The sequence below is a fragment of the Geodermatophilus sp. SYSU D01176 genome, assembly GCF_054050015.1.
The window spans coordinates 52,669-69,352 of sequence record NZ_JBJGYN010000026.1; the positions used below are offsets into that span (position 1 = coordinate 52,669).

Below are 16,684 nucleotides of genomic sequence, written 5' to 3' on the forward strand. Positions count from 1 at the left end.
ACGAAAGGAGGACCCATGAACCACGAACAAGCAGAAGACCAGGCCGCTCAGGAGACGCGCGTCGCCTGGGACGCCTTCCAGTACTGGACCGGCAGCCAGGACGTCGAGCGCTTCCACCAGGCCTACCTCGGCCGCTACCCGGACCGCCAGGCCTTCGGCCAACAGCTGCTGAGTGAGCTCGGCGCCGACCGGCGGCTGCAGCGACTGCCCGACTGGCTGCGGGCTTACGTCCGGCTCGACGGGGCGGCGGTGGTGGCCGACTTCGAGCAGGCCGGCCATTACCACGTCGTCGATGCGCCGGACAACGGCGGCACCTATGTCTTCGACGGCTATAGCTAAGCGGTAGTCAATATAAAATCGTTGCAGGCCTGCGACGAATGGACGATAATACAGGCATTAGATAGGAAATCCGCCCATGCACCACGAAACACCGCTCGGTACGTTACTGAGGAATCGCCGCCAGGAAGCCCACATCAGCCTCAGCCAATTGGCCGACCTGACGGGCCTCCACAAGTCCTATCTTGCCCGCATCGAGCTCGGCGAGGTCCGGCAGCCGTCAACCGAGAACCTGCAGCGCATCGCCGCCGCCCTGGAGCTACCGGAAGCCACGGTCTTTGGCCTGCTCGACGAACGGGCGCGCGACCAGCTGCCGCCGCTGCCGCTGTACCTGCGGGCCAAGTATGACCTGCCGGACGCCGTCATCGACGAGGTGACGAACTACGTCGCCCGCTACGGCGACCTAAACCGGGGCCCACATGACGGCGAGGACGAGGAACCCGATATGCACTAACCAATGAAAGGAGGGAGATATGAGGAGAAGGCGCATAACAGTTAACCAGGCCCGGGACGGCACGTCGCTGCCGACCTCGCGGCTGAGCGCGCACGGCGAGCGGGCGGTCCTGGCCGTCCTGCGCGCCAAGGCACCGCGCCGGGCACTCGACATGGCCGAAGCGGCCCAGGTCGCCGAGTGGCAGGCCACCGCCCTGCTTGAGCTGGCCGGCCTAACCCGGCCGCCGACCCCGGCGTCCCTGATCGCCGAGCTGCCCAGGGTGCTCGTCCGCATCGATCCAGACCTGCCGGTCTCCGGCTGCACCTCCTGGCAGGCCGGCCGCTGGCTGATCGTCCTGAACGGCTCCGAGCCGCTCGTCCGCCAGCGCTTCAGCCTGGCCCATGAGTACAAGCACACCATCGACCACCGCTACCGCGACGAGCTGTACGTCGACCGGCCGGGCCTCAGGGCCGATGCCCAGGCCGAGTTGGCGGCCGACTACTTCGCCGCCTCCCTGCTGATGCCCCGGCGCTGGGTGCACCGGGCCTGGGCGGACGGCAGGCAGCGGGTGGGCGAACTTGCCCGGCTGTTCGCCGTCTCGGCGCCGGCCATGGCCCGCCGGCTTGAGCACCTCGGCCTGGGGACAGCCTCGACGGGCCCAAGGCCGGATGACGGACAATCGCCTGCCTACACCCGCCTGAAGCGCCCCTGGTTGAGGAGTGCGGTGTGACCACCTCGAAGCCGCTGTCGACTGTCACCCAGCAGGCCGGCGAGCCGGCCACGGCGGTGGTCTACCTGCGGGTGAGCACCAAGGAGCAGGCCGAGCGCGGCGGCGAGGCGGAAGGCTTCTCCATCCCGGCCCAGCGCCAGGCCTGCTACCGCAAGGTCGAGGCCCTCGGGGCGAGCATCGTCGCCGAGTTCGTCGACCGCGGCGAGAGCGCCCGCAGCGCCAACCGGCCGGAGCTGCAACGGCTGCTGCAGTACCTAGAGCACCAGCCGGTGAGCTACGTCGTCGTCCACAAGGTCGACCGCCTGGCCCGCTCCCGGGCTGACGACGTCGTGATCAACCTAGCCATCCAGAAGAGTGGCGCCCGTCTCGTCTCGGTCTCCGAGAACATCGACGAGACGCCGAGCGGCATGCTGCTGCACGGCATCATGAGCTCGATCGCCGAGTTCTACTCCCGCAACTTGGCCAACGAAGTCTCCAAGGGCCTGATCCAGAAGGCCGAAGCCGGCGGCACGACCGGCCGGGCGCCGGTCGGCTACCGGAACGTCATCTACTTCGACAACGGCCGTGAGGTCCGCACCGTCGAGCTGGACGAGCAACGCGCCCCGCTCATGCGCTGGGCCTTCGAGGCCTACGCCAGCGGTGACTGGACCTTGCGCAGCCTGCTGACGGAACTGACCGAGCGCGGCCTGACCACCCGCCCGACCAAGGAGCGTCCCGGCAAGGCGCTCGTCCTGAGCCACTTCAGCCGCCTGCTGAAGCACCCCTACTACAAGGGCGTTGTCGTCTACCGCGGCGTCGAGTACCCCGGCCGCCACGAGCCGCTGGTCTCCGCCGAGCTCTGGCAGGCCGTCCAGGACGTGTTGGCCGCCCAGGGCTATGCCGGTGAGAAGCAGCGCCTACATCACCACTACCTCAAGGGCAGCGTCTTCTGCGGCCAGTGCGGTTCGCGCCTGATCGTCAGCCACGTCACGAACCGCCACGGCCAGCGCTACGAGTACTTCATGTGTATCGGCCGGCAGCAGCGACGGACCGGCTGCCGCCAGCGGGCCCTGCCGATCGACCTGGTGGAGGACCTGGTCGAGGAGCACTACAAGACGGTCCGGCTCGATCCGGCAGTGGCCGACCGGTTGCGGGAGCACCTCCGGGCCGAGTTCACCACCGCCAACCAGCGGCTCCTCGACGAGCGCAACCAGCAGCAGGCGCGCCGTCGGCAGCTCCTGGACGAGCGCCAGAAGCTGCTCCATGCCTTCTACGCCGGTGCCCTCCCGGTCGATCTCCTGAAGGCTGAACAGGCGCGCATCAGCCAGGGCCTGGCGGCCGCCGAGCGCTACCTGCAAGACGCCGAAGGCCGGTTCCAGCTGGCCCTGGAGACGCTGGACGACGCCCTGGCGTTGGCCGGCGACTGCTACCGCGCCTACGGCATCGCCGAGCCGAAGATCCGCCGCCAGTTCAACCAGGTCTTCTTCAGCAAGCTGCTGGTGAGCGACGACGAGTCGGTCGAGGGTGAACTGGCTCCGCCGTTCCAGCTGCTGCTGGCGCCTGAGCTTGCGGCAGCGGTCTCGAACTCCTCCGGGACGGCCATCGAGTCTTCGGTCCTGGCCCAAGGCCGGCAGACGACGTCGCGTCGTCCGCCAGCCCCAAGACAGAACAAACCCCTGGCCGCTTCTGCGGTCAGGGGTTTGAACATGAACTACCTGGTGGAGCTGAGGGGACTCGAACCCCTGACCCCCACACTGCCAGTGTGGTGCGCTACCAGCTGCGCCACAGCCCCGTACCCGACCCGGTCTGGTTGTCCGAGCCGTGGACCAATGTACAGGGCCGTCGGCGCGCTCCGGCGCAGGGGTCCAGGCGGGGCAGCCCTGCTTCATCTGGGCGATGCGGATGTGGTTGCCGAGGGGGTCGCGGAGGCCAAAGTCGATGCCGTACGGCTGGTCGACCGGCTCCTGGGTGATCTCCACGCCCTTGGCCCTGAGCTCCGCGTGGGTCTTGTGCGCGTCGTCACAGGCGAAGAACAGGTGCCCGCCGGCGGCGCCCTTGGAGATGAGCTCCCGCACCTGCGCGGCGGTCTCCTCGCTGAGGGACGGCTGGCCCGGCTCCTCCAGCAGGACGGCGCGGTCGGGCTGGCCCGGCAGGTCGACGGTCAGCCACCGCATCGGGCCGAAGTGCATGTCGGATTGCACCTCGGAGCCGAGCTCGCCGAGGTAGAAGTCGAGCGCCTTGTCCTGGTCGGGCACGTAGATCTGGGTGATGGTGATGGCTGTCAGCATGGGCATGACGCTGGGGAGGGTCACGCCCGCGGGACTTCTCCAGAACTGCTCGGTCTGGCCCAGGCCATCGCGAAGCACGTCGGCGGGAGCGGGCCGCGGCGCCGGTAGGCCGACGGCGGCTCCCCCACGACGTCCCGGAACACCCGGCTGAACGTGCCCAGGCTGCTGAAGCCGACGGCCATGCAGATGTCGGTCACGCTGCGGTCGGTGGAGCGCAGCAGGAACATCGCCCGCTCCACCCTGCGCCGCTGCAGGTACCGGTGCGGCGTCTCCCCGAAGGTGGTCCGGAACGTCCGGATGAAGTGGGCCTCCGACACGTGCGCGATCCGTGCCAGGGTCGGGACGTCGAGCGGCTCGGCGTAGGCCCGGTCCATCGCGTCCCGCGGGCCCCCTGCAGGGTCCCGGCGCGAGCTTGCGCGTGGCAGGGGCAGGGGGGCCTTCTTCAGACCTCGACGCCACGCGCCTCCAGCCACGGGACGGGGTCGATGCGCTTGCCGTTCATCCCGCCCTGGTGCACCTCGAAGTGCAGGTGCGGGCCGGTCGACTGGCCGCGGTTGCCCAGCAGGGCGATCGTCTCGCCGGCCTCCACGTACTGCCCCGGCTCGACGAGGATCTGGTCCATGTGGCCGTAGACGGTCACATCGCCGTTCTCGTGGAGCAGGTACACCGCGAGCCCGAAGCCGCTGGCCGACCCGGCCCGCAGGACGACGCCGTCCATGGCCGCGTACTCCGGCGTCCGCATGGGGGCGGCCAGGTCGATGCCGTAGTGGAAGGTGCCCCACCGGGCTCCGTAGCCACTGGTGAAGCGTGCGCCGTCGACCGGCAGCACCGCCTTGGGCCGCGCCGCCTCCCGGGCCGCCTCCGCGGCGGCGGCCTCGGCGGCGGCGCGCTCGGCGCGGGAGGCGGCGACCTCGGCCAGCCGCGCCTCGGCCTCCGCGACGGTGATCGAGGCCATGGGCAGGGTCTCGACGTCGTCCCCCACCGTGGCCAGCTCCATCTGGGCCGTGAGCACCGAGGTCTGCCCCGCGGGGGTGTCGGACGCGTTCGAGACACCGGTGACCCCCGCGACCAGCCCGCCCACGACCAGCGCGGTCAGCAGCACCGGGCCGCGGCGGGGACCAGGGGTCGACCGGCGGGTCCGGGAGGGAGCGGGGACGCGGAGGTCCCCGGGGCGCTGCGCGCGACGCCGACCGGACATGCACCTACCTGTTCGTGGGGAAGAACGCCCGTTGAGGGACTTCAGGGGGTTGTCGGCGATCCAAACACTCCGTGATGGATCCGTGACCCACTGCTCGGCGTGTCTCAGCGAACACGCCGGGGTGACGTCGCCCACGTCTCGCACGTCACAGGTACGCCCTGTTTGAGCGGGCTCACTTACGGCTAGGTTCGCGCTCCGGCGTGAAAACAACCGCGCCGCGACGCCCCTCGCGACCATCGCGGCTCACGCCACCGGGGGACGGCCCGGAGTGGCCGGTCCCCGTCCTTGCTGTGTAGTCATGATCATCGCCGCACCACGCGCGCTGCCCCGCTGGCACCGGGGCGCAGACGGGACCGCCGCGAGGGGGACGCCACCGCACCACCTGCACGAGGAGGACCGACGCCGCATGACCACGGCTGAGCGCGTACCGGGAGTCCCGGCAGCGGCCCTCCTCCAGGCCCCTGCCCCGCTCCCGCACCCGACCGCGGCGCCGGACGCACCTCCGGCCCGCCCGCTGACCCAGGCGACGCTGCACACCCACGACGCCCGGCTCGCGGTCCCGACCTACGACCGCAGCGCGCTCACCCCGGCCGTCGTCCACCTGAGCGTGGGCGGCTTCTCCCGGGCCCACCAGCTCATCTACTTCGACGAGCTCGCCGAGCGGCGCTTCTCCAGCGGGTGGGGCGTCGTCGGCGTCGGCCTGCGGCAGCGGCACCTGCAGGAGGCCCTCGCCCCGCAGGACCACCTCTACACCGTCGTCGAGCGCAGTCCCGACGGCGAGCGCGCCCGGGTCGTCGGCGTGATGGTCGACTACCTCTACGCCCCCGACGACCCCGCGGCCGTCCTCGACCGGCTGAGCGACCCGCGCACCCGCCTGGTCACCCTCACCATCACCCCGGGCGGCTACCTGCTCGACCCGCACACCCGTGCGTTCCTCGCCGACGATCCCGACGTCGCCCACGACCTGGCCGAGCCGCACGCCCCGGCCACCGTCTTCGGCTACCTGGTCGAGGCCCTCGACCGGCGTCGGCGCGCGGGCCTGTCCCCGTTCACCGTCGTCTCCTGCGACAACCTGCACCGCAACGGCGAGGCCGCCCGCGCCTCCGTCGTCGGCCTGGCCCGGCTGCGCGACGAGGTGCTCGCCCGCTGGATCACCGACCGGGTCGCCTTCCCCAGCAGCATGGTCGACCGGATCACCCCGCAGACCTCGCCCGAGGAGCGCGCCGCCCTCGCCGCCCGCTACGGCGTCGACGACCGCTGGCCGGTCGTCACCGAGCCGTTCTCGCAGTGGTTCGTCGAGGACGTCTTCAGCCACGGCCGCCCGCCCCTGGACCGGGTCGGGGTCCGCTTCGTCGCGGACGTCGGCGACTACGAACTCATGAAGACCCGGCTGCTCAACGCCGGCCACTCGGCGCTGGGGCACCTCGGCTCGCTGGCCGGGTACACCCGCATGGACGAGCTGATGGGCGACCCGGTGTTCGCCGGCTACGTCGAGCGGCTCATGGACGACGAGGTCACCCCGCTGCTCCCACAGCCCGACGGCGTCGACCTCGCCGACTACAAGCGGACGCTGCTGCAGCGCTTCGCCAACCCGGCCATCGCCGACCAGCTGGCCCGGCTGTGCCGGCGGGGCTCGGCCAAGCTGCCACAGCACCTGCTGCCCTCGCTGCGCCAGACCCTCGCCGAGGGCCGGCCGGCTCCGCTGCTCACCCTGGCCGTGGCCGGCTGGTGCCGGTACCTGCGGGGTGCCGACGACGACGGCCGCCCGCTGCCGCTGGAGGACCCGCGCGGCGCCGAGCTGCAGGCCCTGGCGCTGGCCGGCGGCAGCGACCCCCGGCCGCTGCTCGGCGTCCGCGCGGTGTTCGGCGACCTCGGCGAGGACCCGGCGTTCGTCGCCGCGCTGACCCGCACGATCGAGCTGCTCGACCGGCTGGGCACCCGCGCCACGGTCGCCGCCGTCCTCGACGTCCCCGCTCTGCCCCTGCCCCGATGACCGCCGTCCCGCCCGGAGGTACCGCCCCGATGCCCGCCCTCCCTGAGCCGGTCGTCGCGCGGCTCGAGGCCCTCCTCTGCGACGCCGACGGCAACCTGTTCCCCTCCGAGGAACCGGCTTTCGTGGCCTCCGCGGACGTCACCAACCGCTTCCTCGCCGACCTCGGCGTGGACCGCCGGTTCACCCCCGAGGAGCTGCGGCTGGCCACGACGGGCATGAACTTCCGGACGACGTCGCGCCGGCTGGCCGCCGAGGCGGGGGACCCGGAGGCCGACGTCGAACCGTGGGTCGCCGAGGAGAAGCGGGCCGTGACGGCGCACCTGGGCGCCACCCTCACTCCGCACGAGCCGACGACGGCCGCGCTCACCGCCCTGTCGGCGTACCTGCGCCCGGCCGCGGTGAGCTCGAGCGCGCTGACCCGACTGGCCGCCTGCTTCACCGCCACCGGGCTGGACGAGCTGATCCCGCCGGCCGTGCGGTTCAGCGCCGAGGACTCGCTCCCGGTGCCCACCAGCAAGCCCGACCCCGCCGTCTACCTGCACGCCTGCGAGCAGCTGGGCATCGCGCCCGAGGCGGGGCTGGCGGTGGAGGACTCCGTGCCCGGCGCGCTCTCGGCGGTGTGGGCCGGCTGCCCGACGGTCGGCAACCTGCTCTTCGTGCCGGAGGCCGAGCGCGCCGAGCGGTCGGCAGCGCTGTTCGACGCGGGCGTGCTCGCCGTGGTCGACTCCTGGCAGCAGCTGGCCGACCTGCTGCTCCCCGTCCTCACCAGCCGGGCCGCCGGCGACCTTGTCCCCCACGGGAGGAGCTGAGTGAACATCGTCTTCGTGGCCTTCCGCGGCCACTTCTCGGACAGCCCGCGCGCGCTCTACGAGGCGGTGCTCGACCGCGGGGTCGAGGCGACCTCCACCTGGCTCTCGGCTCCGCACACCCAGGCGACCTTCCCCGACGACGTCGCCACCGTGGAGTTCGGCAGCCCGGAGTCGATCGCGGCGCTGGAGTCCGCGGACCTGGTCGTCTCCAACGACCACATCCCGCTGGACTGGGAGAAGAAGCCGGGCGCGCGGTACCTGCAGACCTGGCACGGCACGCCGCTGAAGCGGATCCACAACGACGTCCGCTGGGCGCCGGAGGGCCGGCTGGCCTACCTCGAGCACGACATCGCCAAGTGGGACCTGCTGCTGTCGCCCAACGCGGCCAGCACCCCGCGGCTGCGCAACGCCTTCGGCTACCGCGGCGAGATCCACGAGACCGGCTACCCGCGCAACGACCTGCTCAGCAGCCCGCAGCGGGACGCCGTCCGGGCCGCCGTCCGGGCCGCCGTCCGGGCCGATCTCGGCATCTCCGAGGACCAGACCGTCGTCCTCTACACGCCGACCTGGCGCGACGACCTGGTGTTCAAGAAGACCGGACCGCAGGACTTCGAGTTCCCCGTCGACCTCGACGAGTTCACCGCCCGGCTGGGGAAGGACCACGTGCTGCTGCTGCGGCTGCACAACATGGTCATGGACCGGCTCGAGGTCGTCGACGGCTCGCCGGTGCGGGACGTCTGCAGCCACCCGGACATCCGGGACCTGTACCTGGCCGCCGACGCCATGGTCACCGACTACTCGTCGACGATGTTCGACTTCGCCGTGACCGGCCGGCCGATGCTGTTCTTCACCTACGACCTGGCGTACTTCCGCGACGAGCTGCGCGGCTTCTACTTCGACCTGGAGGACGTCGCCCCCGGGCCGCTGCTGTCCACCAGCGCGGAGCTGATCGACGCCCTCGCCGACCTCGACGGGGTGCGCGACCGCTACGCCGGGCGCTACGCCGAGTTCCGGCAGACCTTCTGCCACCTGGAGGACGGGCACGCCACCGAGCGCGTCCTCGACCTGCTCTTCCCGCCGGCACCGGCCGCCGGGACCACCACCCGAGGAGGGGACGACCGTGCTCGCTGACCGCGCCACCACCGCCGAACCGACCGGGCCGGCCCCCGCCGCGCCGCCCCTGGACGCCCCCGTCCAGGTCGTGGTCCTCGCCGCGGGGATGGGCACCCGGCTGGGCCGGCCCTGGCCCAAGCCGCTGACCCCGCTGCACGACGGCCGCAGCATCCTGCAGCGCCAGCTCGACGGGCTGCGCTCGGTGCTCGGCTCCTCGGTCGACGTCACCGTCGTCGTCGGCTTCGAGGCCGAGCGCGTCATGCGGGCGGTCCCCGACGTGCGCTTCGCCTACAACCCCGACTTCCGGGTCACCAACACCTCGCAGAGCCTGCTGCGCGCCCTCCGCGCCACCCGCGACGGCGGCGTGCTGTGGCTCAACGGCGACGTCGTCTTCGACTCGGCCGTGCTCGAGACCGCGCTGCCGGCGCTGCGGGCCGACGAGAGCTTCGTGTGCGTGGACACCTCCACCGTCGCCGACGAGGAGGTCAAGTACACCGTCGACGCCGAGGGCTGGATCGACGAGCTGTCCAAGACCGTGGTCGGCGGCCTCGGCGAGGCGGTCGGGATCAACCACGTCTCGTCCGCCGACAAGCCGGTGCTGATCGAGCACCTCGCGACCTGCGCGGACCAGGACTACTTCGAGCGCGGCATCGAGACCGCGATCGCGTCGGCGGGGCTGCGCGTCCGGCCGCTGGACATCTCCCGGCACGCCGCCGTTGAGGTGGACTTCGAGGCCGACCTGGAGCGGGCCAACGCGCTGTTCGCCGAGCGCGGCCACCTGCAGCCGGTCACCGGCGACCCCGCCTGAGAGAAGGACCCCCTCCTCCGCGCGGCCCCCTGCAGGGTCCCTCCGCGAGCGTGCGAGCGGTGGGGGGCAGGGGGTCCTTCCTCAGTTGACGGGCAGGGGCTCGCCGGCCGGCCGGTGCGGCCGCTCGCGGAAGCGGCGGGTGGCGACCAGGCCACCGACGACGCAGCCTGCGCCGAGGGCCACCAGCACCGCCACCGCCGCGCGGGTCAGCAGCACCGGCCCCTCGGCCAGCACGTTCGCCGTCCACAGCACGTCGACGTCGGGCAGGCCCTGCACCAGCAACAGCCAGCCCAGGACGACGGCCAGCAGGGCCGTCAGGCCGCCGCGGCCCCGGACGGCGGCGACGAGGCCACCGCCGGCGACGGCGAGCGCGACCAGCCCCGGCAGCAGCGCGGACACCAGCGCGCCGGCGTACGAGGAGACGCTCGCCGCCGGCGCCGGTGTGGTCGCCGCGTGGTACACCGCAGCGGCCCCGCCCACCAGCAGCAGCGCCCCCAGCGGCCGCGGGCCCCGGGCGGACAGCGCCGCGGCGACCGGGGCCAGCGCCAGGACGACGTACACCGGCCACACCGCCCAGGCCGGAGGCGGCGGGCTCCAGGTCAGCTCGCCGCGCACCTGCACCTCCGTGCCGCCGTAGGCCATCGGCACCACCCAGGCCGACACCCGGTGCTCGAGGGTCGGGTCGGCGACCACCGCGGGGGGCAGCACGTCCTCGCTCATCCAGTGCGTGCGGTGGTCGTGCCAGACGTAGCCGGGCTGCGTCGAGACCTGCACCCAGTCCGGCTCCGCGTCGGGGTCGGCATGGGCGGGGAGCGTCGTGCGGCCGAAGCGGTCCAGGTTGATGTAGCTCGCCGGGCTGTTGGCGTTGCGCCAGACCCCGTCGGGCCCGATGCGCAGGTAGGGCTCGTCGGAGTAGCCCGGCACCTCGACCTCGGTCGCGGTCGGGTTGACGACCTCGAACTCGTCGCCGAAGGACAGGACCCGCACCGCGACGCCGGGCAGCGCCGGGTCGACGGCGAGCACGCGCCCGTCGAAGTCGCTGCCGGCCGCACCGCCGCCGACGTGCGCGTGTGCGGGGGCGGCGAGCAGCAGCCCGGCCAGGGCCCCGAGGACGACGACGAGCAGGCGGGCGACCGCCCGTCTCACGCCCCCGCCACCAGGCCGAGGTCCCCGGCGATGTCGCGGCTGGTGTTGCCCGCGTCGAAGGCGACGTGGGCGAGGTCGTCGGCGCCGTACAGCAGCAGCAGCGAGGAGTGCAGCCGGCCGTTGTCCTCGGCCTGCGGCACGCCGGTGGCCAGCTGGGCGCGGTCGATCGCGGCCTGGTCGCCGGTCAGCCCCACGAAGCGGGTCGGCAGGTCGGCGTCGAAGCGGCCCAGGTACTCGGCGAGCACCTCGGGGGTGTCGAACGCCGGGTCGGTGGTGACGAAGACCACCTGCACCTGCTCGGCCAGCGCCGGGTCGACCCCGCGCAGCGCGACGGCGACGTCGGCCATCGTGGTCGGGCAGATGTCGGGGCAGTTGGTGTAGCCGAAGAACAGCAGCGTCGGCCGCCCGCCGGTCTCGGCGGCGAAGTCGTAGGGCTGCCCGTCGGGGCCGGTGAGGGTGAAGGCGGGCCGCTGGTACGGGTCGGGCAGGTCGAGCCCGGCGTAGCGGTCCTCGGGCCCCTCGACCACGGCGGCGGGGGCGTCGGAGTGGTCGTGGCCGGCGCCAGCGGCCGCGTCCTCGTCGGCCGCGGCCCCACCGCAGCCGGCCAGCACCAGCCCCGCCGAGACGGTGAGGACGGCCAGCCGGCTGCGGTGGAACGACATCACGAGGACACGGTACGACGGCCTGCGCGCCATCCCAGGACGACGCCGGCCAGCCCGGTGAACAGGGCGGCGATCGCCACGAGCAGCGCGAGCGCGCCGGGGCCCGCCTCGGTGTGGCCGGTGCCCGCCGCCGCGGTGTCGGTGGGGGTCGTCGTGGCCGCACCGTGGGCCGCGTCGGCCGTGCCGGTCGACGTGAGCTCGAGCACGGGCGCGGGGCGCTCCGGCTCGGGCTGGCCCTCGACGGTCGGCTCGATCCACGCGGCCTCGGTGCCGTCGCTGTAGGTCTGCACCGCCGGGAAGGACAGCTGCGCGCTGTCGGGGAGCGGCCCCCCGGACAGTGCGAACTCCTGGAACTCACCGGGCCGGATGCCGCCGCCGTCCGCCGCACGGAACTCGACGACCGACGCGTAGCTGGTGACCTGCTCGCCGTGGCTCTCCAGCGGCGTCGACAGGTCGGCCGTGGTGGTGGTGACCGTCCAGCCGGGCACCGGCTGCACCCGCAGCGAGGCCATCGCGGACTCCTCCGGGATGGAGATGCGCAGCGCGACCGTGCTCGCGGTGTCGCTCTCGTTGGGCACGCGGAAGGTCAGCTTGCCGAAACCGCCGGGAGCGGCGTCGGCCGAGGACACGCCGACGTGGGCCGCGGCGGCGCCGGCTCCGGCGAGCGCGGCGGCCAGCGCCGTCAGCAGGGCCAGCACGACGACGCCGAGCCGCGCGAGCGGTCGGGGCAGGGGGAAGGACACGGTTCTCCTGTCGGATCGGGGTGGAACGGAGGTCGGAGGGGTCAGCGCACCGGGAAGGTCGTGGTGGCGCTGCCGGCGGTGAACTCGTCGAGCCGGACGGTGACGGCGAGGGTCCAGGTGCCGGCGCCGGGGATGGCCATGCCGTCCCCGACGTAGTGGCCGGGGCCGGCGGGTTCGAGGGCGACGTCGATCGGCCCGATCTGCTGCGTCGGCTCGGTGAGGGTCACCCGGATGTCGAGGGGCTGGCTGAACTGCCCCTGCGCGTCGAGCAGGTAGACGTGCAGCGTGTTGGGGCCGGTCGTGGCCGGGTCGACCGAGACCTGCACGCTGCCGTCCTCCCCGGCCGCGGTCTGCACCGGCAGCGTCACGTCGACCGGCTGGGCGACCTCCGCGCGGGCCGGCGGCGTGCCCACGAGCACGGCCGACAGCGCGAGGACGACGAGCCCGACGGCGAGCTCGACCAGCACCGAGCGGCGCAGCGCGGGCCGCTCGGCGGCGGCCGCGGCCTGCACCTCGGCCCGGGCGCCGGCGGCCGAGGCCACCGCGGGCTCGGGCTCCCCGGACGCGGCGAACGCGTGCGCGGTCACCTGGGGGCGCGGCGCGGGCCGCGACCGCCGGACGCCCAGGTGCTGCTGCACCCACACCCGGGAGACCCCGGCCGCGGCGAGCAGCAGGAGCACCAGGGCCAGCTTGGCCAGCAGCACCCAGCCGTAGGTCGTCGTCACCAGGGCGGCGGGCGAGCCGACCTCGCGCACCGACTGGACGACGCCGGTGACGACCAGCGCGGTGACCGATCCGGCGGCCAGCCGGGAGAACGGGGGCAGGGCGGAGGCGACGTCGGCCGCGGGGGCGTCCTCGCGCAGGACCCCGCCGAGCAACCCGGCCAGCCCGCCCAGCCAGACGGCCATCGCCGCGACGTGCACGGCCGCGGCGGTCACCGCGAGGGCCGGCAGCGGCCCGGCGACCGGGTGGCCGACGGCGGCCACCGTGCCGACGAGCGCGACGGCGAGGACACCGCCGGCGACCACGTCCACGACCGCCGGGCGCCCGCGCCGCCACACCGACCGCAGCACGACCGCCAGAGCGGCCACCAGGACGACGCGCAGCAGGTGGGCGACGCCGTTGGCGGAGTCGGCGGTGGCGCCCAGCAGCGCCGGGTCCGCGACGGAGGTCAGGCCGCTGCCCGCGGCGTACGGGCCCTGCAGCAGGAAGGACAGCGCCGCGCCCGCGGCGACGGCGACCAGCCCGCCGGTGACCATGCGGCGCAGCCGGGCCGAGGCCCAGCCCGCCGGCCAGGCCACCAGCAGCAGCACGGGCACGCCGATCGCCAGGGACAGCCCGGCGAAGCCCAGCCAGCGGGCGGCCGGCAGCGCCGCGCCCACCACCGGGTCGGTGTCCCCGACGTCGGCGGCGGCGTCCGCGGGCACCAGCTCGCCGTCGCCCACGACGAAGGAGAAGGCGCCGGAGATGGGGTGCGAGTCGGCAGAGACGACCCGGTAGGTGACGAGGTAGCCGTCGTCGGGCAGGTCCCCGCGCAGCGGCACGACCACGGTGTCGCCCTCGACCGTGGCCGACCCGGTGTCGACCCGCTCCCCCGAGGCGTCGAGCACGCGGGTGTGGCCGGCGCCGAGGGACACGCCCTCGGTGAAGGTCAGCGTCACCCGGTCGGGGGCCTCCTGGAGCCGGGCCCCCTCGCCCGGGTCGGTCGACACCAGCTCGGCGTGCGCGGCGGCCGGCGGCGCGGTCGCCACCCCCGCGCCCAGCCACAGGCCGAGGAGGGCCAGCAGGAGCAGCGCCGGCCCGGGTGCCCGGCGGCTCATGCCGGCACCCGCTCGCGGGCGACGGCGGGCAGCGCGCGGCGGCGGCGTCCCCGCCAGGCGACGGTGCCCACGAGCGCCACCCCGGCCAGCAGGAGCAGGTGGCCGGCCGCCCGCTCGGCGGGCACGTGCCCGGCCCGCAGGTCGGCGACGGTGAGGACGGCGACCAGCAGGGCGAACGTGCCGAGGACGGGCAGCGCGCCCGGGGCCAGCCGCGGAGCGGCGGCGACGGCGAGGAAGGCGGCGGCGATGCCCAGGTTCCAGGCGCCGCTCTCGTGGGCCATGTGCACCGGCGCGCTCAGCGCACCGGTGCCGGCGACGAGGGCGGGCCAGGCGGACGCGGCCTGGGCCACGCCCACCGCCAGCAGGGCCAAGCGCAGCGCGGCGGCGACGAGCCGGGCGCGGGCCGCCGCCGCGGTGCCGGGCAGCTCGCGGGGCAGGGCGGCCAGCACCGTCGCCGTGAGGTCGGGCACGGCCGGGGCCGGGGCGAGCCGGGCGCGCCGGGTGACCGACTCGGCCTGCCGGGCCCACGCCGAGCAGCCCGGACACGCGTCCAGGTGCGCGTCGAGCTCGTCGGCGGGCAGGCCGGGCGACTCGCCGTCGAGTCGCGCGGACACCGCCTCGCGGTACGGGGTGCACTGCATGATGGATTGGTCGTCCTGCGGGGCCTGCTGGTTCCCCCACTCCGGGTGGAGCCCCAGGGACGGTCCGACGGGGAGGATGGGACGCGTGGACGACCTGGAGCGGCTCGCGGCTGCCGCCGTCGACGGCGACCCCCTCGCCGCGGCGGCCCTGGTGCGCGCCACCCAGTCCGACGTCTGGCGGCTGTGCGCCGCCCTCGGGGACCGGCAGTCCGCCGACGACCTGACGCAGGAGACCTACCTGCGCGCGTTCAGCTCCCTGCACCGCTTCGAGGGCCGCTCCTCGCTGCGCACCTGGCTGCTGTCGATCGCCCGGCGGGTGTGCGCCGACGCCGTCCGGTCCCGCCGGCGGCGCCGGCTCACCCTCGTGCGGGAGGACGCCGACCTCGAGGCCCTCGGCGCCGGTGACGGCGCCGACCGGGTGGCCGAGGGCGCCGGGGTCGCGGACCTGCTGGCCCGGCTGTCCCCCGACCGCCGCGAGGCCTTCGTGCTCACCCAGTTGCTGGGGCTGCCGTACGCCGAGGCCGCGGAGGTCGCCGGCTGCCCGGTGGGCACCATCCGGTCCCGGGTCGCGCGGGCCCGGGCCGACCTGGTCGACGCCCTGCATGAGGACGACGTGACGAGCGCGCGGGCCTGAGGTCCACCCGTCGTCCCACCGACCGGGACGCGCTTTGGGCATATCTCCATCGATCTGGTAGACATTCGCCCGTGGCGGCGACGACGGTGCTCCTCGTGGGGCGGATCCACGTCGACCTGCTGCGCGTCTGCACCGCCTGCTGTCCGGGCTGCTGACCTCCCGCGCTGACGCGCACCCCCCGCTCGCACACCCCGCGCTGCGCCGCGCCCGCTCGCCCGCCCGCGGACCTCCCCGGATCCGGAGACCCAGCCCGTGAAGACCCTCGTCCTGCTCGCCCTCGCCGGCCTGGGCGCCCAGCTCGTCGACGGCAGCCTCGGCATGGCCTACGGCGTCACGTCGACGACGCTGCTGCTGGCCATCGGCACCAACCCCGCCGCCGCCTCGGCCACCATCCACCTCGCCGAGATCGGCACGACGCTCGCGTCGGGCCTGTCGCACTGGAAGTTCGGCAACGTCGACTGGAAGGTCGTCGCCAAGGTCGGCGTGCCCGGGGCGCTCGGCGCGTTCACCGGCGCGACCGTGCTGTCCAGCCTCTCCACCGAGGTCGCCGCCCCGGTGATGTCGCTGATCCTGCTCTCGCTCGGCGTCTACCTGCTCGTCCGCTTCACCCTCCGCGGCATCGACCGCCGCAACCTGGGCAAGCCGGTGCGCAAGCGGTTCCTCAGCCCGCTGGGCCTGGTGGCGGGCTTCGTCGACGCCACCGGCGGCGGTGGCTGGGGCCCGGTCGGCACGCCGGCGCTGCTGGCCAGCGGCCGGATGGAGCCCCGCAAGGTCATCGGCTCGATCGACACCTCCGAGTTCCTGGTCGCGCTGGCCGCCAGCCTCGGGTTCCTCGTCGCGCTGGGGTCCCAGGGCATCGACTTCGCGTGGGTCGCCGCCCTGCTCGTCGGCGGTCTGATCGCCGCCCCCATCGCCGCGTGGCTGGTCCGGCACGTGCCGCCGCGGCTGCTCGGCTCGCTGGTCGGCGGGATCATCGTGCTGACCAACACCCGCACGCTGCTGCGCAGCGACTGGATCGACGCTTCCGACCCGGTCCGCTACGCCGTCTACGCGGTCATCTACGCCGTCTGGGCCGCCGCGGTCGTGCACTCCTACCGCCAGTACCGCAAGGACCGGGCGCAGGAGTCCGCCGACGCCCTGGCCGCCGAGGCCGCCCGGCTGGCCGAGGCCGAGTACCCGGTGCCCCCGGCCGACGCGGCGGACGCCGCGGACCTGCGGCGCAACGTCCCGGCGGGTCGGCCCAGCGACCCCCGCGACTGAGGAAGGACCCCGCGCGAGGGGGCCCCGCGCGGGCCCCGCCCGCGGGGGCCCGGCCCCGCTGTATAAAACGCTGTGTTATTTAGGGCGGGGT

Annotated in this window: 16 protein-coding genes, 1 tRNA gene and 2 pseudogenes; 10 read left to right on the forward strand and 9 right to left on the reverse strand. The window is 74.1% G+C overall.

Annotation, left to right across the window (positions count from 1 at the left end; all coding sequences use genetic code 11):
* The first annotated feature begins 15 nt into the window (after nucleotides 1-15).
* From ACI78Z_RS15035 to ACI78Z_RS15050, 4 genes and pseudogenes are all read left to right on the forward strand, one after another.
* Nucleotides 16-339, forward strand: a complete 324-nt coding sequence (locus ACI78Z_RS15035) for a hypothetical protein (protein ID WP_457037341.1) — start codon at nucleotides 16-18, stop codon at nucleotides 337-339.
* 76 nt (nucleotides 340-415) lie between these two features.
* Nucleotides 416-790 (forward strand): helix-turn-helix domain-containing protein, encoded by a 375-nt coding sequence (locus tag ACI78Z_RS15040; protein WP_457037342.1) that lies wholly within the window; start codon nucleotides 416-418, stop codon nucleotides 788-790.
* A gap of 19 nt (nucleotides 791-809) precedes the next feature.
* Nucleotides 810-1,499, forward strand: coding sequence for an ImmA/IrrE family metallo-endopeptidase (locus ACI78Z_RS15045; protein WP_457037343.1), 690 nt, complete (start codon nucleotides 810-812; stop codon nucleotides 1,497-1,499).
* Between the two features lie 56 nt (nucleotides 1,500-1,555).
* Nucleotides 1,556-2,530, forward strand: a pseudogene (locus ACI78Z_RS15050) (recombinase family protein); the annotation flags it as partial.
* A 664-nt stretch (nucleotides 2,531-3,194) separates the two neighbouring features.
* On the opposite strand, the gene ACI78Z_RS15055 reads toward ACI78Z_RS15050, so the two are convergent.
* The 4 genes and pseudogenes from ACI78Z_RS15055 to ACI78Z_RS15070 all read right to left on the reverse strand — a co-directional run bounded on the left by ACI78Z_RS15055 (nucleotide 3,195) and on the right by ACI78Z_RS15070 (nucleotide 4,868).
* Nucleotides 3,195-3,270: transfer RNA gene (locus tag ACI78Z_RS15055), tRNA-Ala, on the reverse strand.
* A 118-nt stretch (nucleotides 3,271-3,388) separates the two neighbouring features.
* A pseudogene (locus tag ACI78Z_RS15060) lies at nucleotides 3,389-3,772 on the reverse strand (VOC family protein); the annotation flags it as partial.
* 14 nt (nucleotides 3,773-3,786) lie between these two features.
* Nucleotides 3,787-4,140 (reverse strand): helix-turn-helix domain-containing protein, encoded by a 354-nt coding sequence (locus ACI78Z_RS15065; RefSeq protein WP_457037344.1) that lies wholly within the window; start codon nucleotides 4,138-4,140, stop codon nucleotides 3,787-3,789.
* 68 nt (nucleotides 4,141-4,208) lie between these two features.
* Nucleotides 4,209-4,868 (reverse strand): M23 family metallopeptidase, encoded by a 660-nt coding sequence (locus ACI78Z_RS15070; protein WP_457037345.1) that lies wholly within the window; start codon nucleotides 4,866-4,868, stop codon nucleotides 4,209-4,211.
* Nucleotides 4,869-5,370: 502 nt separating this feature from the next.
* Between ACI78Z_RS15070 and ACI78Z_RS15075 the strand changes: the two genes are divergently transcribed.
* From ACI78Z_RS15075 to ACI78Z_RS15090, 4 genes are read left to right on the forward strand one after another with little or no spacing between them, the layout of a single operon-like run.
* Nucleotides 5,371-6,957: a mannitol dehydrogenase family protein gene (locus ACI78Z_RS15075; RefSeq protein ID WP_457037346.1), complete on the forward strand. Its 1,587-nt coding sequence runs from the start codon at nucleotides 5,371-5,373 to the stop codon at nucleotides 6,955-6,957.
* 29 nt (nucleotides 6,958-6,986) lie between these two features.
* Nucleotides 6,987-7,766 carry an HAD family hydrolase gene (locus tag ACI78Z_RS15080; protein ID WP_457037347.1) on the forward strand — a complete coding sequence of 260 codons (780 nt, stop codon included), beginning with the start codon at nucleotides 6,987-6,989 and terminating at the stop codon, nucleotides 7,764-7,766.
* Nucleotides 7,767-8,897 carry a CDP-glycerol glycerophosphotransferase family protein gene (locus ACI78Z_RS15085; RefSeq protein ID WP_457037348.1) on the forward strand — a complete coding sequence of 377 codons (1,131 nt, stop codon included), beginning with the start codon at nucleotides 7,767-7,769 and terminating at the stop codon, nucleotides 8,895-8,897.
* Nucleotides 8,887-9,687 (forward strand): phosphocholine cytidylyltransferase family protein, encoded by an 801-nt coding sequence (locus ACI78Z_RS15090; RefSeq protein ID WP_457037349.1) that lies wholly within the window; start codon nucleotides 8,887-8,889, stop codon nucleotides 9,685-9,687. Before ACI78Z_RS15085 ends, ACI78Z_RS15090 begins: the two co-directional genes overlap by 11 nt.
* A gap of 81 nt (nucleotides 9,688-9,768) precedes the next feature.
* Here the strand turns inward: ACI78Z_RS15090 and ACI78Z_RS15095 are convergent, their stop codons facing one another.
* From ACI78Z_RS15095 to ACI78Z_RS15115, 5 genes are read right to left on the reverse strand one after another with little or no spacing between them, the layout of a single operon-like run.
* Nucleotides 9,769-10,833: a hypothetical protein gene (locus ACI78Z_RS15095; protein ID WP_457037350.1), complete on the reverse strand. Its 1,065-nt coding sequence runs from the start codon at nucleotides 10,831-10,833 to the stop codon at nucleotides 9,769-9,771.
* Nucleotides 10,830-11,495 carry an SCO family protein gene (locus tag ACI78Z_RS15100; protein ID WP_457037357.1) on the reverse strand — a complete coding sequence of 222 codons (666 nt, stop codon included), beginning with the start codon at nucleotides 11,493-11,495 and terminating at the stop codon, nucleotides 10,830-10,832. Before ACI78Z_RS15100 ends, ACI78Z_RS15095 begins: the two co-directional genes overlap by 4 nt.
* Nucleotides 11,495-12,238: a YcnI family protein gene (locus ACI78Z_RS15105; RefSeq protein ID WP_457037351.1), complete on the reverse strand. Its 744-nt coding sequence runs from the start codon at nucleotides 12,236-12,238 to the stop codon at nucleotides 11,495-11,497. The genes ACI78Z_RS15100 and ACI78Z_RS15105 overlap by 1 nt, the downstream gene beginning before the upstream one ends.
* Before the next feature lie 41 nt (nucleotides 12,239-12,279).
* Complete coding sequence (locus ACI78Z_RS15110; RefSeq protein WP_457037352.1) at nucleotides 12,280-14,058, reverse strand: copper resistance CopC/CopD family protein; 1,779 nt, start codon at nucleotides 14,056-14,058, stop codon at nucleotides 12,280-12,282.
* The gene (locus ACI78Z_RS15115; RefSeq protein WP_457037353.1) at nucleotides 14,055-14,699 is read right to left on the reverse strand and encodes a zf-HC2 domain-containing protein; all 645 of its coding nucleotides are present in this window, start codon (nucleotides 14,697-14,699) and stop codon (nucleotides 14,055-14,057) included. The genes ACI78Z_RS15110 and ACI78Z_RS15115 overlap by 4 nt, the downstream gene beginning before the upstream one ends.
* Nucleotides 14,700-14,775: 76 nt before the next feature.
* Between ACI78Z_RS15115 and ACI78Z_RS15120 the strand changes: the two genes are divergently transcribed.
* Nucleotides 14,776-15,333 carry a sigma-70 family RNA polymerase sigma factor gene (locus ACI78Z_RS15120; protein WP_457037354.1) on the forward strand — a complete coding sequence of 186 codons (558 nt, stop codon included), beginning with the start codon at nucleotides 14,776-14,778 and terminating at the stop codon, nucleotides 15,331-15,333.
* A gap of 252 nt (nucleotides 15,334-15,585) precedes the next feature.
* Nucleotides 15,586-16,593, forward strand: coding sequence for a sulfite exporter TauE/SafE family protein (locus ACI78Z_RS15125; RefSeq protein WP_457037355.1), 1,008 nt, complete (start codon nucleotides 15,586-15,588; stop codon nucleotides 16,591-16,593).
* The last annotated feature ends 91 nt before the right edge of the window (nucleotides 16,594-16,684 follow it).

Excerpts from the sequence above, each read along its gene's own strand:
- ACI78Z_RS15075 (WP_457037346.1), top strand. The coding sequence starts at position 5,371 with ATGACCACGGCTGAGCGCGTACCGGGAGTCCCGGCAGCGGCCCTCCTC.
- ACI78Z_RS15035 (WP_457037341.1), top strand. The coding sequence starts at position 16 with ATGAACCACGAACAAGCAGAAGACCAGGCCGCTCAGGAGACGCGCGTC.
- ACI78Z_RS15115 (WP_457037353.1), bottom strand. The coding sequence starts at position 14,699 with ATGCAGTGCACCCCGTACCGCGAGGCGGTGTCCGCGCGACTCGACGGC.
- ACI78Z_RS15080 (WP_457037347.1), top strand. The coding sequence starts at position 6,987 with ATGCCCGCCCTCCCTGAGCCGGTCGTCGCGCGGCTCGAGGCCCTCCTC.
- ACI78Z_RS15040 (WP_457037342.1), top strand. The coding sequence starts at position 416 with ATGCACCACGAAACACCGCTCGGTACGTTACTGAGGAATCGCCGCCAG.
- ACI78Z_RS15110 (WP_457037352.1), bottom strand. The coding sequence starts at position 14,058 with ATGAGCCGCCGGGCACCCGGGCCGGCGCTGCTCCTGCTGGCCCTCCTC.
- ACI78Z_RS15045 (WP_457037343.1), top strand. The coding sequence starts at position 810 with ATGAGGAGAAGGCGCATAACAGTTAACCAGGCCCGGGACGGCACGTCG.
- ACI78Z_RS15065 (WP_457037344.1), bottom strand. The coding sequence starts at position 4,140 with ATGGACCGGGCCTACGCCGAGCCGCTCGACGTCCCGACCCTGGCACGG.
- ACI78Z_RS15100 (WP_457037357.1), bottom strand. The coding sequence starts at position 11,495 with ATGTCGTTCCACCGCAGCCGGCTGGCCGTCCTCACCGTCTCGGCGGGG.
- ACI78Z_RS15120 (WP_457037354.1), top strand. The coding sequence starts at position 14,776 with ATGGGACGCGTGGACGACCTGGAGCGGCTCGCGGCTGCCGCCGTCGAC.